The sequence below is a fragment of the Citrobacter sp. Res13-Sevr-PEB04-36 genome, assembly GCF_015672735.1.
GTDB lineage: Bacteria > Pseudomonadota > Gammaproteobacteria > Enterobacterales > Enterobacteriaceae > Citrobacter.
In genome coordinates this window covers 83,181-96,879 of the sequence record NZ_JADABY010000029.1, presented here as the reverse complement: position 1 = coordinate 96,879, position 13,699 = coordinate 83,181, and the positions used below count along the sequence as shown (strand labels likewise).

Genomic DNA, 13,699 nt, shown 5'->3' with positions numbered 1-13,699 from the left:
ACCTTGTCACAAAGTCCCATCTACAAGGAGTCACAATGGCACTTCCGATCCTGTTTGATTGCGATCCAGGTCATGACGACGCTATTGCAATTGTTCTCGCCCTCGCCTCACCTGAACTTGATGTTAAAGCGATAACATCGTCAGCGGGCAACCAGACACCCAATAAAACCCTGCGTAATGTGCTGCGTATGCTGACGCTTTTAGGTCGCAGCGATATCCCCGTTGCCGGGGGCGCAATAAAGCCCCTGATGCGCGAACTGATTATCGCCGATAACGTCCACGGTGAGAGCGGTCTGGACGGCCCGGCGCTGCCGGAACCGGCTTTCGCCCCGCAAAATTGTACCGCCGTAGAGTTGATGGCGAAAACCCTGCGCGAAAGCCCTGAACTTGTCACTATTGTGTCTACCGGACCACAAACTAACGTGGCGCTGCTGCTGAACAGCCATCCCGAACTGCATGAAAAAATCGCCCGCATCGTAATTATGGGCGGTGCGATGGGTCTGGGAAACTGGACGCCGGCCGCAGAATTCAATATTTATGTTGATCCCGAAGCGGCAGAGATGGTGTTTCAGTCAGGTATTCCAGTTGTGATGGCCGGGCTGGACGTCACACATAAAGCGCAAATTCATCGTGAAGATACCGAGCGATTCCGCGCGATTGGCAATCCTGTGGCGACCATTGTCGCTGAGTTACTGGATTTTTTCTTCGAATATCACAAAGACGAGAAATGGGGATTCATTGGCGCACCGCTACACGATCCGTGCACTATTGCCTGGCTACTAAAGCCCGAACTGTTTACCACCGTTGAACGCTGGGTCGGCGTAGAGACGCAGGGAAAATACACGCAAGGCATGACCGTGGTGGATTACTTTTTCCTCAGCGGAAATAACCCCAACGCCACGGTTATGGTTGATATCGACCGACAAGGTTTTGTCGATCTGTTGGCTGAGCGCCTGAAGTTTTACGCGTAGTGAGTAGGCCGGATAAGACGCTTCACGTCGCATCCGGCACAAAAATCACGGTTCGAACGGTCTGCGCTGGAATTGATCGTGACCGCATTTCGGGCATAGCGGCAGCACATCTGGCGTATAAACGGCTAAATGGAAGTGGCATTTCTCACAAACCAGATTCCCCAGCCCGACCACCTCGCCACTGTGATAAACCCCGTGATGACTCAGATCCTGAAACACTTCGCGCCATTCAAGCTGGGTTTTATCAGTAATATCCGCCAACTCCTGCCAGATACTCTCCTTGATAACCCGCATAAAAACGCTGTCAGTCTCCTCATCGAGACTCTCTTCATAACTGAGCGCGAACTCTTCAAGGTCGCGTCTGACGGCCCTGGTGAGTTCCTCTACCTCGGTTCGCGTTAACTCCCCGGTCTGCATAACTCGCTGACGTGCCTGGTCCACCAGCGCATCGATATCGCGTTCACCATTGCGCAGACGTTCGCTAAGTGACGTCACCAGTTCACGGTAATATTGAGCAACCTTGTTCATCGCTTCGCCTCCTGGGTCGTTAACTGTCTATAATAATAGACGTTATTTACACTACGCTTTGCAAGACTGTCCACAGAGTATGTAAATTCGTGCAATATTTATCCTTGCGGGAATTCAATGCTGAATGCGCGAAAGGCTGTTTTGACGCGGACGTTTGGGCTATGCTATGCGGATCTGAAACACCACATCTAAAGCTACGTTTGTAGCTGTATTGAAAACAGGACCACTGGCTGCCATGCAAGAGCAATACCGCCCGGAAGAGATAGAATCCAAAGTACAGCTTCACTGGGATGAGAAGCGCACATTTGAAGTTACCGAAGACGAGAGCAAAGAGAAGTATTACTGCCTGTCTATGCTTCCCTATCCTTCTGGTCGACTACACATGGGCCACGTACGTAACTACACTATCGGTGACGTGATCGCCCGCTATCAGCGTATGCTGGGCAAAAACGTTCTGCAGCCGATTGGCTGGGATGCATTCGGCCTGCCAGCTGAAGGCGCTGCAGTGAAAAACAACACTGCACCGGCACCGTGGACGTACGACAACATCGCGTACATGAAAAACCAGCTCAAGATGCTGGGCTTCGGTTATGACTGGAGCCGTGAGCTGGCGACCTGCACCCCGGAATATTACCGTTGGGAGCAAAAATTCTTCACCGAACTGTATAAAAAAGGTCTGGTGTACAAGAAAACTTCTGCGGTCAACTGGTGCCCTAACGACCAGACGGTCCTTGCGAACGAGCAGGTTATCGACGGCTGCTGCTGGCGCTGCGACACTAAAGTTGAGCGTAAAGAGATCCCACAGTGGTTTATTAAAATCACTGCATACGCTGACGAACTGCTGCGCGACCTGGACCGTCTTGATCACTGGCCTGACACCGTTAAAACGATGCAGCGCAACTGGATTGGCCGCTCTGAAGGCGTGGAAATCACCTTTGATGTCAACGGCTACGACAACACGCTGACCGTTTACACCACCCGCCCGGACACCTTTATGGGTGCAACTTACCTGGCGGTTGCCGCCGGTCACCCGCTGGCGCAGAAAGCGGCAGCAAATAACCCTGAACTGGCTGCGTTCATCGACGAATGCCGCAACACCAAGGTTGCCGAAGCTGAAATGGCGACCATGGAGAAGAAAGGCGTCGACACTGGCTTTAAAGCGATTCATCCGCTGACCGGTGAAGAGATCCCGGTTTGGGCTGCAAACTTCGTGCTGATGGAATACGGCACCGGTGCCGTGATGGCCGTGCCGGGTCACGATCAGCGCGACTACGAGTTCGCAACCAAATATGGTCTGAGCATCAAGCCAGTTATCCTGGCAGCGGACGGTTCAGAACCGGATCTGTCTGAGCAGGCACTAACCGAGAAAGGCGTGCTGTTTAATTCTGGTGAGTTCGACGGTCTCGATTTCGAAGCGGCTTTCAACGCTATTGCCGACAAGCTGGTCGAAAAAGGCGTGGGCGAGCGTAAAGTTAACTACCGTCTGCGTGACTGGGGTGTTTCCCGTCAGCGTTACTGGGGCGCTCCAATCCCAATGGTCACGCTGGAAGATGGCACCGTGTTGCCAACCCCAGAAGATCAGCTGCCGGTTATTCTGCCAGAAGATGTCGTCATGGACGGTATTACCAGCCCGATTAAAGCGGACCCGGAGTGGGCGAAGACTACCGTTAACGGTATGCCTGCGCTGCGTGAAACCGACACCTTTGATACCTTTATGGAATCTTCCTGGTACTACGCGCGCTATACCTGCCCGCAGTATCAGGAAGGCATGCTGGACTCTAAGGCCGCCAACTACTGGCTGCCAGTTGATATCTACATTGGTGGTATTGAGCACGCCATCATGCACCTGCTCTACTTCCGCTTCTTCCACAAGCTGATGCGCGACGCGGGCATGGTAAACTCTGACGAACCGGCTAAACAGCTGTTGTGTCAGGGTATGGTGCTGGCTGATGCCTTCTACTATGTAGGCGTAAACGGCGAGCGTAACTGGGTTTCTCCGGTTGATGCCATCGTTGAACGTGACGAGAAAGGCCGTATCGTGAAGGCGCAGGACGCCGAAGGTCATGAACTGGTGTATACCGGCATGAGCAAGATGTCCAAGTCGAAAAACAACGGTATCGACCCGCAGGTGATGGTTGAGCGTTACGGCGCGGACACCGTACGTTTGTTCATGATGTTCGCCTCTCCGGCTGATATGACCCTGGAATGGCAGGAATCCGGCGTAGAAGGGGCAAACCGCTTCCTGAAACGTGTCTGGAAACTGGTTTACGAACACACCAGCAAAGGTGATGTTGCCGCCCTGAACGTCGAAGCATTGAACGAAGATCAAAAAGCGCTGCGTCGTGATGTTCACAAAACCATTGCGAAAGTGACCGATGATATCGGCCGTCGTCAGACCTTTAACACCGCGATTGCGGCAATTATGGAACTGATGAACAAGCTGGCAAAAGCGTCGCAGGAAGATGAACAGGATCGCGCCCTGATGCAGGAAGCGTTGCTGGCCGTTGTGCGTATGCTCAACCCATTCACCCCGCACGTTTGCTTCACCTTATGGCAGGAGTTGAAAGGCGAAGGCGATATCGACAACGCACCGTGGCCGGTTGCTGACGAAAGCGCAATGATCGAAGACTCAACGCTGGTTGTGGTACAGGTAAACGGTAAAGTACGTGGTAAAATCACCGTTCCGGTAAATGCCACCGAAGAGCAAGTTCGTGAGCGTGCTGGCCAGGAGCATCTGGTGGCAAAATATCTTGATGGCGTTACCGTGCGTAAAGTGATTTATGTCCCGGGTAAACTCCTCAATCTGGTCGTTGGCTAAGCGCGGGAGGAAGCGTGCGACATCTGACAACATTGTTGTTATCCCTGGTGGTGCTGGTCACCGCCGGGTGCGGATGGCATCTGCGTAGCACTACACAGGTGCCACCCACGATGAAAACCATGATTCTGGACTCTGGCGATCCGAACGGCCCGTTAAGCCGTGCGGTACGTAATCAGCTGCGTCTGAATGATATAGAGCTGCTCGAAAGCAGTTCAACACGTAAAGACGTTCCGTCCCTGCGTCTGGGTCGCGTAAGTATTTCAAAAGACACAGCGTCTGTGTTCCAGAACGGTCAAACAGCTGAATACCAGATGGTGATGACGGTCAATGCTTCCGTTTTGATTCCGGGCCATGACATCTACCCAATCAGCGCCAAGGTTTATCGTTCATTCTTTGACAACTCGCAGGCTGCACTGGCGAAGGATAACGAGCAGGATATGATCGTTAAAGAAATGTATGACAAAGCGGCCGAACAATTGATTCGTAAGCTGCCAAGCGTACATATTGCCGACGCGCAGTCATCCAGTGATGACGTACAGCCTGTTGAGAATCAAGCAGCAGCGCCAACGTCTTCCCCGGCGCGTGTTTCCACCACGCTGGGTAACTGATGCTCAAGTTGTACCCTGAACAACTCCGCGCACAGCTCAAAGAAGGGCTGCGCGCGGCGTATTTATTGCTGGGCAACGATCCCCTCCTGTTGCAAGAAAGCCAGGATGCTGTCCGTCTGGCTGCTGCCGCACAAGGGTTCGAAGAACACCATACATTCACACTCGACACCAGCACTGACTGGGGGGCGATTTTTTCCCTCTGCCAGGCCATGAGCCTGTTTGCCAGTCGTCAGACATTACTTCTGCAACTACCTGAAAACGGCCCAAATGCCGCCATTAACGAACAGCTCGCCACACTGGTCACTCTGCTCCATGACGATCTGCTGCTGATTGTTCGCGGCAATAAGTTGACCAAAGCGCAGGAAAACGCCACGTGGTATACCGGGTTGGCGAGTCATGCGGTTCAGGTAAGCTGCCAGACGCCAGAGCAAGCACAACTTCCACGCTGGGTGGCCGCCAGAGCGAAACAAAACAACCTGCAACTGGATGACGCAGCAAATCAGCTATTATGCTACTGCTATGAAGGTAACCTGTTAGCTTTGGCGCAGGCTCTGGAGCGGTTATCATTGCTATGGCCTGATGGCAAACTCACGCTGCCTCGCGTGGAGCAAGCAGTTAACGATGCGGCGCACTTTACCCCCTTCCATTGGGTCGATGCGCTGTTGATGGGTAAAAGTAAACGCGCGCTACATATCCTGCAGCAACTGCGGCTTGAAGGCAGTGAGCCGGTTATTCTGCTGCGCACGATACAGCGTGAATTATTGCTGCTTGTCAATCTGAAACGACAATCAGCCCATACGCCATTACGCGCATTGTTTGATAAGCACCGAGTATGGCAAAACCGCCGCGGCATGATGGGTGATGCGTTAAACAGGCTGTCGCCTGAGCAATTACGCCAGGCAGTGCAGTTGTTAACGCGCACGGAAATTACGCTTAAACAAGATTATGGTCAGTCAGTATGGGCCGAGCTTGAGGGGCTTTCTCTTCTGCTCTGCCATAAACCGCTGGCAGATGTTTTTATTGATGGTTGATATGAAATCATTACAGGCTTTGTTCGGCGGCACCTTTGATCCGGTGCATTATGGTCATCTAAAACCCGTGGAAATTCTGGCTAATCTGATTGGCCTTTCACGGGTGATTATCATGCCCAATAATGTGCCGCCGCATCGTGCGCAACCTGAAGCCTCCAGCGCACAGCGTAAACATATGCTTGAGCTGGCGATCGCTGATAAGCCTTTGTTTGTACTGGATGAACGCGAACTGCGACGCGATACCGCCTCTTACACCGCGCAGACGCTCAAAGAGTGGCGCGAGGAACAAGGGCCACTCGCACCACTGACGTTTATTATTGGTCAGGACTCGCTGCTCACCTTCCCTTCCTGGCACGATTCCGACACCATTCTGGACAATACCCATCTCATCGTCTGCCGACGACCTGGGTATCCGCTGGAGATGACTCAGACGCAGCACCAGCAGTGGCTGGAACGTCATCTGACTCATTCGCCAGATGATTTACACCAACTTCCTGCCGGGAAAATTTATCTGGCTGAAACGCCGTGGTTCAATATTTCCGCCACCCTCATTCGTGAGCGCCTTGAACACGGCGAACCCTGTGACGACTTAATGCCAGATTCCGTCCTGGACTATATTAATCAGCAGGGGTTGTACCGCTAAGCGCGTGGCATAACGCAGCCAGCAAGCGGTTGTTCTCTTCAAGGCCACGAACCGCCACCCGGTAGTAGCGCGCATCCAGCCCCGGATAGTTAGCGCAACTGCGGATCAAAACATGCTGTTCCAGCAATGATTTTTGCAAATCGATACCCGGTCGATCGCAACGTAACAGGCGATAATTTGCCCGTCCGGGATACGCTGTCAGCCCCGGCAAATTTTGCAGTTGTTGATCGAATCGACTCCCCTCATGCGCCAGCCACTCCCATGTCGCCTGCTGATAGGCGCTATCGTGGAGGATCATTTCGCCCGCCAGTGCGGCAAAGGCATTAATTGACCAGGGCATCTGTCGGCTGCGCAGGTGCGCAACAGCCTGCTCGTTGCTGTTAACCAGATACCCCAGGCGCAGCCCGGGTATCGCATAAAACTTAGTTAGCGAGCGCAGTACCCAGATGTGCGGATTTTTTTGCAACAGCGGGATAAATCCCTGTTCCCCGGCAATAAAATCAATAAATGCCTCATCAAGGATCAGCGCGATCCCAAGTTGTTCACAGCGTTGTGCTATACCAACCAGCAGACGATTATCGGGCAACAACCCGGTTGGATTGTTAGGCGTACAAAGGAACAGGCAATCCAGTTCTGGGGTAAGTGCATCGAGAATCGCCCCGGTCAGCTGCCAGCCATCCTCTTCACGTAGCGCATACTCGTGTATTGCACATTCGCCCCATTGCAATGCCCGGCGGTATTCCGCAAACCCCGGGGTGACGATCATCGCATGGCGAGGCTTAAGCCCATTAACCAATGTAAAGATCGACTCCGTCTCGCCGTTCCCCGCGAGGATCCACGACGCAGGAATGTGGTGATGCTCCGCCAGTGCGGCATGCAGATGGGCGTAATCCACGTCCGGGTAGCGCTCAGCACGGTCCAAATTGTCGATTAGTGCGCGTTTTAAACTTGCCGGCATACCCAGCGGATTAATATTCGCGCTAAAATCCAGCAATTGCTCAGGCGGGATGCCCAACAATGCGGCGGCTTCCCGGGTGTTACCGCCATGCGCGCTCTTCAATAAAGACATCGTGCCGCTCCAGTTAAAAAAGGGTATTTTATTGAAAAATCTCTACGCAATCAGGGCAAACATCATGTTTTATGCGAATAGCCTCACGAGGAAAAAATGAGACTTTGGTTAGTACGTCACGGAGAAACCGAAGCTAATGTTGCCGGGTTATACAGCGGGCATGCACCCACGCAGCTCACCACGCGGGGAATAACCCAGGCTGAAACGCTGGCCGGGCTATTACGCAACGTTCCTTTCGACCACATCCTCTGCAGCGAGCTTGAGCGCGCTCGCCATACCACGCAACTCGTTCTGGCAGGACGCGACGTTCCACAGCGGATCATGCCCGCACTTAATGAGATGTTCTTTGGCGACTGGGAAATGCGCCACCATCGCGATCTGGCGCGTGAGGACGCCGAAAACTACGCCTTATGGTGTAACGACTGGCAGAATGCGCCCCCCACCAACGGCGAAGGTTTTCAGGCGTTTTCACAACGTGTTGAACATTTCATCGCTCAACTTACTGATTATAAAGATTCACAGAACCTGCTGGTGGTCAGCCATCAGGGCGTACTCAGCGTGTTGATCGCCCGACTTCTGTCAATGCCTGCATCAGCAATGTGGCATTTCCGCGTTGAACAGGGTTGCTGGAGCGCGATTGATTTCTGTGATGATTTTGCAGTGCTGAAAGTATTAAACAGCCGTGCCGTATGGCGCGAGGATGAGTGAATACGCTGTTTTTTCTGCCGAAGGGGCTCGCGCCCATTGACACCCCATGACAGGCTGCTATTCTCCGCAGCCTGACTTTTCCCGCCTTCAGAGCTTTGCAAAAATTGTTTTACAAAAATGGCGATGCATTCTGTTGCGTGGGGTGGGATGATAGCGCACCTCAAAAGCGCTTTCGGAGACATTTGTCCCGATATCGCCTCTGGTTCAGGTATACTAACAGACGTTTTTAACTCTTTTTCACCCAGGGGGAACACTTGCAGGGTAAAGCACTTCAGGATTTTGTAATCGACAAAATTGATGACCTGAAAGGTCAAGACATCATCGCCTTAGACGTTCAGGGCAAATCCAGCATCACTGACTGCATGATTATCTGCACCGGCACGTCCAGCCGTCATGTTATGTCTATCGCTGACCACGTTGTTCAGGAGTCTCGCGCTGCCGGCCTGCTGCCGCTTGGCGTTGAAGGTGAGAACGTGGCTGACTGGATCGTCGTTGATCTCGGCGAGGTGATTGTCCACGTTTTACAGGAAGAAAGCCGCCGCCTGTATGAACTGGAAAAACTCTGGAGTTAATGCGTGAAGTTGCAACTTGTCGCTGTGGGAACGAAAATGCCTGACTGGGTGCAAACCGGTTTTACGGAGTATCTCCGCCGGTTTCCAAAAGACATGCCTTTTGAGCTAATCGAAATCCCGGCAGGAAAACGCGGCAAAAATGCGGACATTAAGCGCATACTCGATAAAGAGGGTGAACAGATGCTGGCTGCCGCTGGCAAAAATCGCATCGTCACCCTTGATATCCCCGGAAAGCCCTGGGACACGCCGCAACTGGCAACCGAGCTGGAACGCTGGAAACTGGATGGCCGTGACGTGAGTCTGCTGATTGGCGGACCGGAAGGCCTATCCCCTGCCTGTAAAGCTGCCGCGGAGCAAAGCTGGTCACTCTCTGCATTAACCCTTCCCCACCCTCTTGTTCGGGTTTTGGTGGCAGAGAGTCTGTACAGGGCATGGAGCATTACCACCAACCACCCTTATCACCGTGAGTGATCATTGAGTCTTGAGTAGATTAAGCAGCGGATGAAACTACAGAATTCTTTTCGCGACTATACGGCTGAGTCCGCGCTGTTTGTGCGTCGGGCGCTGGTCGCTTTTTTGGGGATTTTGCTGCTCACTGGCGTGCTGATCGCCAACCTTTATAATCTGCAAATCGTTCGTTTCACCGATTATCAAACACGTTCAAACGAAAACCGCATCAAACTGGTGCCCATTGCACCCAGTCGCGGCATCATTTATGACCGTAACGGCATTCCCCTGGCCCTCAATCGCACCATTTACCAGATAGAAATGATGCCAGAGAAGGTCGATAACGTTCAGCTAACACTGGATGCGCTGCGGGAAGTGGTTGATCTCAATGACGACGATATTGCCGCCTTTAAAAAAGAGCGTGCACGTTCCCATCGCTTTACATCCATTCCGGTGAAAACCAACCTGACGGAAGTGCAGGTAGCACGCTTTGCCGTCAATCAATATCGCTTTCCCGGTGTGGAAGTTAAAGGCTATAAGCGCCGTTACTATCCCTACGGCTCTGCGCTGACCCACGTCATTGGTTACGTCTCGAAAATTAACGATAAAGACGTTGAACGCCTGGACAAAGATGGCAAGCTCGCCAACTACGCCGCTACCCACGATATTGGCAAGCTAGGTATTGAACGTTATTACGAAGACGTTCTGCATGGTCAGACCGGTTACGAAGAAGTTGAAGTCAACAACCGTGGTCGCGTTATTCGCCAACTGAAAGAAGTGGCTCCCCAGGCCGGTAGCGATATCTATCTAACGCTTGATTTAAAGCTCCAGCAATATATTGAAACGTTGCTGGCGGGCAGCCGTGCCGCCGTGGTGGTCACCGACCCGCGTACCGGCGGCGTACTGGCGCTGGTTTCTATGCCCAGCTACGATCCCAACCTGTTTGTGGACGGAATCTCCAGTAAAGATTACTCAGGGTTACTCAATGACCCTAATACCCCACTGGTTAACCGTGCGACGCAAGGTGTTTACCCGCCAGCATCGACCGTTAAACCTTACGTGGCGGTATCCGCGTTAAGCGCAGGTGTAATTACCCGTAATACCGGGTTGTTCGATCCCGGCTGGTGGCAGTTACCCGGCTCGGAAAAACGTTACCGTGACTGGAAAAAATGGGGGCATGGTCATCTGAATATCACCCGCTCTCTGGAGGAGTCTGCGGATACGTTTTTCTACCAAATCGCCTATGATATGGGTATAGACCGTCTTTCTGAGTGGATGAGTAAATTCGGCTACGGCCATTATACGGGCATCGATCTTTCAGAAGAACGCGCCGGAAATATGCCAACACGTGAATGGAAGCAAAAACGGTTTAAAAAGCCATGGTACCAGGGTGATACAATTCCGGTGGGCATTGGACAGGGTTACTGGACAGCAACCCCTATCCAGATGAGCAAAGCGCTGATGATTCTTATCAACGATGGCATGGTAAAAGTCCCTCATCTGCTAATGAGTACCACGGAGAATGGTAAACAAGTGCCGTGGGTTCAGCCGCATGAACCGCCAGTGGGTGATATTCATTCTGGATACTGGGAAATTGCCAAAGACGGTATGTACGGCGTTGCAAACCGTCCTAACGGCACCGCACATAAATATTTTGCCGGCGCGCCATATAAAATTGCGGCGAAATCCGGTACCGCTCAGGTCTTCGGCCTGAAGGCCAATGAAACCTATAATGCCCATAAAATTGCCGAACGTTTACGCGACCATAAGCTGATGATCGCATTCGCACCCTACGATAAACCCGAGGTCTCTGTCGCAATAATCCTCGAAAACGGCGGGGCTGGTGCGGCTGTAGGTACCATTATGCGCCAGATCCTTGACCATATTATGTTGGGCGACAACAACACCAATCTGCCTGCGGAAAACCCAGTGGCTACCGCAGCTGAGGACCAATAATCGTGACGGATAATCCGAACAAAAAAACGTTCTGGGATAAAATACACATTGATCCCACGATGTTGCTTATTTTACTGGCACTGCTGGTTTACAGCTCACTGGTTATCTGGAGCGCCAGCGGCCAGGATATTGGCATGATGGAGCGTAAGGTCGGCCAGATCGCCATGGGTCTGGTCATCATGGTGGTGATGGCGCAGATCCCTCCCAGAGTCTACGAAGGCTGGGCCCCCTATCTCTATATTGTCTGTATTATCCTGCTGGTAGCGGTAGATGCCTTTGGCGCCATTTCCAAAGGCGCACAGCGTTGGCTGGATTTAGGCATTGTGCGTTTTCAGCCCTCTGAAATTGCCAAAATTGCCGTCCCGCTAATGGTAGCGCGCTTTATCAACCGTGATGTCTGTCCACCGTCGCTGAAGAATACCGCTATCGCGCTGGTATTGATTTTTATGCCAACGCTGCTGGTCGCCGCACAGCCCGATCTAGGGACCTCTATCCTGGTTGCCCTGTCTGGTCTGTTCGTGCTGTTCCTGTCGGGCTTAAGCTGGCGCTTAATCGGCGTTGCCGTGGTTCTGGTCGCCGCGTTTATTCCGATACTGTGGTTCTTCCTGATGCATGATTACCAGCGTCAGCGCGTGATGATGCTTCTCGACCCGGAAACCGATCCCCTGGGTGCGGGGTATCACATTATTCAGTCTAAAATTGCTATTGGCTCCGGCGGTCTTCGCGGCAAAGGGTGGCTACACGGTACGCAGTCACAGCTTGAGTTTTTACCCGAGCGCCACACCGACTTTATCTTTGCGGTGTTAGCTGAAGAGCTTGGGTTGGTGGGGATCTTAATTCTGCTGGCGCTGTATATTTTGCTGATTATGCGCGGGCTATGGATTGCCGCCAGAGCGCAAACCACTTTTGGTCGCGTCATGGCTGGCGGTTTAATGTTGATATTATTCGTTTATGTCTTCGTAAATATTGGTATGGTGAGCGGTATTCTGCCCGTCGTAGGGGTTCCACTCCCGCTGGTCAGTTACGGAGGCTCTGCACTGATCGTGCTGATGGCCGGGTTCGGGATTGTGATGTCGATCCACACCCATAGAAAAATGTTGTCGAAAAGCGTGTAAGGGGTACGCAATGCGTAAGCAGTGGCTTGGAATCTGCATCGCAGCAGGAATGCTCGCGGCGTGTTCGAATGATGATGGTCAGCAACAGGGTGCTGTCGCGCCGCAGCCGGCGGTGTGTAATGGTCCTATTGTTGAAATCAGCGGGGCCGACCCGCGTTTTGAACCCCTGAACCCGACGGCTAATCAGGATTACCAGCGTGATGGTAAGAGCTATAAAATTGTTCAGGATCCCTCTCGCTTTAGCCAGGCCGGACTGGCCGCTATTTATGATGCAGAGCCTGGTAGCAATTTAACCGCATCAGGTGAAGCGTTTGACCCAATGCAGCTCACTGCTGCGCATCCAACATTGCCGGTTCCGAGCTACGCCCGGATTACCAACCTGGCAAACGGCAGGATAATCGTCGTGCGCATTAACGATCGTGGCCCTTACGGTAACGATCGCGTGATCTCGCTTTCACGTGCTGCCGCCGATCGCCTGAACACCTCGAACAATACCAAAGTGCGTATTGATCCGATCATCGTTGCACAGGATGGATCATTGTCAGGCCCCGGTATGGCGTGTACCACAGTCGCAAAACAGACTTACGCCCTGCCCTCACGTCCTGATTTAAGCGGCGGTGGCACAATGCCTTCTGCACCAGACGCAGGTCAGCCGCAAAGCGACATCCGTCCTATCAGTAATTCAACGCTGAAAAGCGATGACGCTACCGGCGCGCCGGTTAACAGCAATGGTTTCCTCGGTGCGCCAACCACGCTCGCCGCAGGCGTGCTCGAAGGCAGCGAACCCACACCGGCTCCACAGCCCGTAGCCGCGGCGCCTACAACCGTATCAGCACCGGTATCCGCCCCGGCAACCGCCGCCACGCCAGTCACCGCAACCAATGGGCGTTATGTCGTTCAAGTCGGTGCCGTCAGCGAGCAGGCGCGTGCGCAGCAATATCAAAAACGGCTAAGCCAGCAGTTTGGCGTGCCGGGCCGCGTGGTACAAAACGGTGCCGTGTGGCGTATCCAGATGGGGCCATTCGCCAGCAAAGCGGAAGCCAGCACGTTGCAGCAGCGCCTACAATCCGAAGCGCAATTACAGTCCTTCATTACCGGCGTGTAGTAACGTAAATCAGGCATCCGATCTGTCAATTTCTGTCAATGACGTTAACAAAGTCATGCGGAAAGTCGGATGCCTGGAAGTTACGCATTTGCTATAGTAGGGCACTTTTTTTACTTTCATCACGGACG

The 13,699-nt window shown here is 52.9% G+C and carries 13 protein-coding genes; 11 read left to right on the top strand and 2 right to left on the bottom strand.

The window, feature by feature from the left end; genetic code table 11:
- Nucleotides 1–35: 35 nt before the first annotated feature.
- On the top strand, nucleotides 36–971 hold the full coding sequence (rihA, locus tag IMQ48_RS08385) for a pyrimidine-specific ribonucleoside hydrolase RihA (protein ID WP_196208662.1): 936 nt from the start codon (nucleotides 36–38) through the stop codon (nucleotides 969–971).
- A 45-nt stretch (nucleotides 972–1,016) separates the two neighbouring features.
- On the opposite strand, the gene IMQ48_RS08380 is transcribed toward rihA, so the two are convergent.
- On the bottom strand, nucleotides 1,017–1,499 hold the full coding sequence (locus IMQ48_RS08380; RefSeq protein WP_096757892.1) for a zinc ribbon-containing protein: 483 nt from the start codon (nucleotides 1,497–1,499) through the stop codon (nucleotides 1,017–1,019).
- A gap of 235 nt (nucleotides 1,500–1,734) precedes the next feature.
- Here IMQ48_RS08380 and leuS point away from each other — a divergent pair, with 235 nt between their 5' ends.
- From leuS to nadD, 4 genes are read left to right on the top strand one after another with little or no spacing between them, the layout of a single operon-like run.
- A complete protein-coding gene (leuS, locus tag IMQ48_RS08375; RefSeq protein WP_196208661.1) occupies nucleotides 1,735–4,317 on the top strand; it encodes a leucine--tRNA ligase in 2,583 nt (860 codons plus the stop codon).
- Nucleotides 4,318–4,331: 14 nt separating this feature from the next.
- Complete coding sequence (gene lptE / locus IMQ48_RS08370; protein WP_196208660.1) at nucleotides 4,332–4,925, top strand: LPS assembly lipoprotein LptE; 594 nt, start codon at nucleotides 4,332–4,334, stop codon at nucleotides 4,923–4,925.
- Nucleotides 4,925–5,956, top strand: a complete 1,032-nt coding sequence (gene holA, locus IMQ48_RS08365) for a DNA polymerase III subunit delta (RefSeq protein WP_196208659.1) — start codon at nucleotides 4,925–4,927, stop codon at nucleotides 5,954–5,956. The genes lptE and holA overlap by 1 nt, the downstream gene beginning before the upstream one ends.
- A 1-nt stretch (nucleotide 5,957) precedes the next feature.
- Entirely contained in the window at nucleotides 5,958–6,599 is a 642-nt protein-coding gene (gene nadD, locus IMQ48_RS08360) for a nicotinate-nucleotide adenylyltransferase (RefSeq protein ID WP_196208658.1), read from the top strand.
- On the opposite strand, the gene cobD is transcribed toward nadD, so the two are convergent.
- Nucleotides 6,574–7,668 (bottom strand): threonine-phosphate decarboxylase CobD, encoded by a 1,095-nt coding sequence (gene cobD / locus IMQ48_RS08355; protein ID WP_196208657.1) that lies wholly within the window; start codon nucleotides 7,666–7,668, stop codon nucleotides 6,574–6,576. The genes nadD and cobD overlap by 26 nt on opposite strands.
- 96 nt (nucleotides 7,669–7,764) lie before the next feature.
- On the opposite strand from cobD, the gene IMQ48_RS08350 reads away from it, so the two are divergent.
- From IMQ48_RS08350 to rlpA, 6 genes are all read left to right on the top strand, one after another.
- On the top strand, nucleotides 7,765–8,376 hold the full coding sequence (locus IMQ48_RS08350) for an adenosylcobalamin/alpha-ribazole phosphatase (RefSeq protein WP_196208656.1): 612 nt from the start codon (nucleotides 7,765–7,767) through the stop codon (nucleotides 8,374–8,376).
- A gap of 254 nt (nucleotides 8,377–8,630) precedes the next feature.
- On the top strand, nucleotides 8,631–8,948 hold the full coding sequence (gene rsfS, locus IMQ48_RS08345) for a ribosome silencing factor (RefSeq protein WP_096757898.1): 318 nt from the start codon (nucleotides 8,631–8,633) through the stop codon (nucleotides 8,946–8,948).
- Between the two features lie 3 nt (nucleotides 8,949–8,951).
- Nucleotides 8,952–9,419 (top strand): 23S rRNA (pseudouridine(1915)-N(3))-methyltransferase RlmH, encoded by a 468-nt coding sequence (rlmH, locus tag IMQ48_RS08340; protein ID WP_003022725.1) that lies wholly within the window; start codon nucleotides 8,952–8,954, stop codon nucleotides 9,417–9,419.
- Nucleotides 9,420–9,449: 30 nt separating this feature from the next.
- Nucleotides 9,450–11,351: a peptidoglycan DD-transpeptidase MrdA gene (mrdA, locus tag IMQ48_RS08335; RefSeq protein ID WP_196208655.1), complete on the top strand. Its 1,902-nt coding sequence runs from the start codon at nucleotides 9,450–9,452 to the stop codon at nucleotides 11,349–11,351.
- 2 nt (nucleotides 11,352–11,353) lie between these two features.
- Nucleotides 11,354–12,466 (top strand): peptidoglycan glycosyltransferase MrdB, encoded by a 1,113-nt coding sequence (mrdB, locus tag IMQ48_RS08330; RefSeq protein WP_196208654.1) that lies wholly within the window; start codon nucleotides 11,354–11,356, stop codon nucleotides 12,464–12,466.
- Between the two features lie 10 nt (nucleotides 12,467–12,476).
- Nucleotides 12,477–13,571 (top strand): endolytic peptidoglycan transglycosylase RlpA, encoded by a 1,095-nt coding sequence (gene rlpA, locus IMQ48_RS08325; protein ID WP_196208653.1) that lies wholly within the window; start codon nucleotides 12,477–12,479, stop codon nucleotides 13,569–13,571.
- Nucleotides 13,572–13,699: the final 128 nt, after the last annotated feature.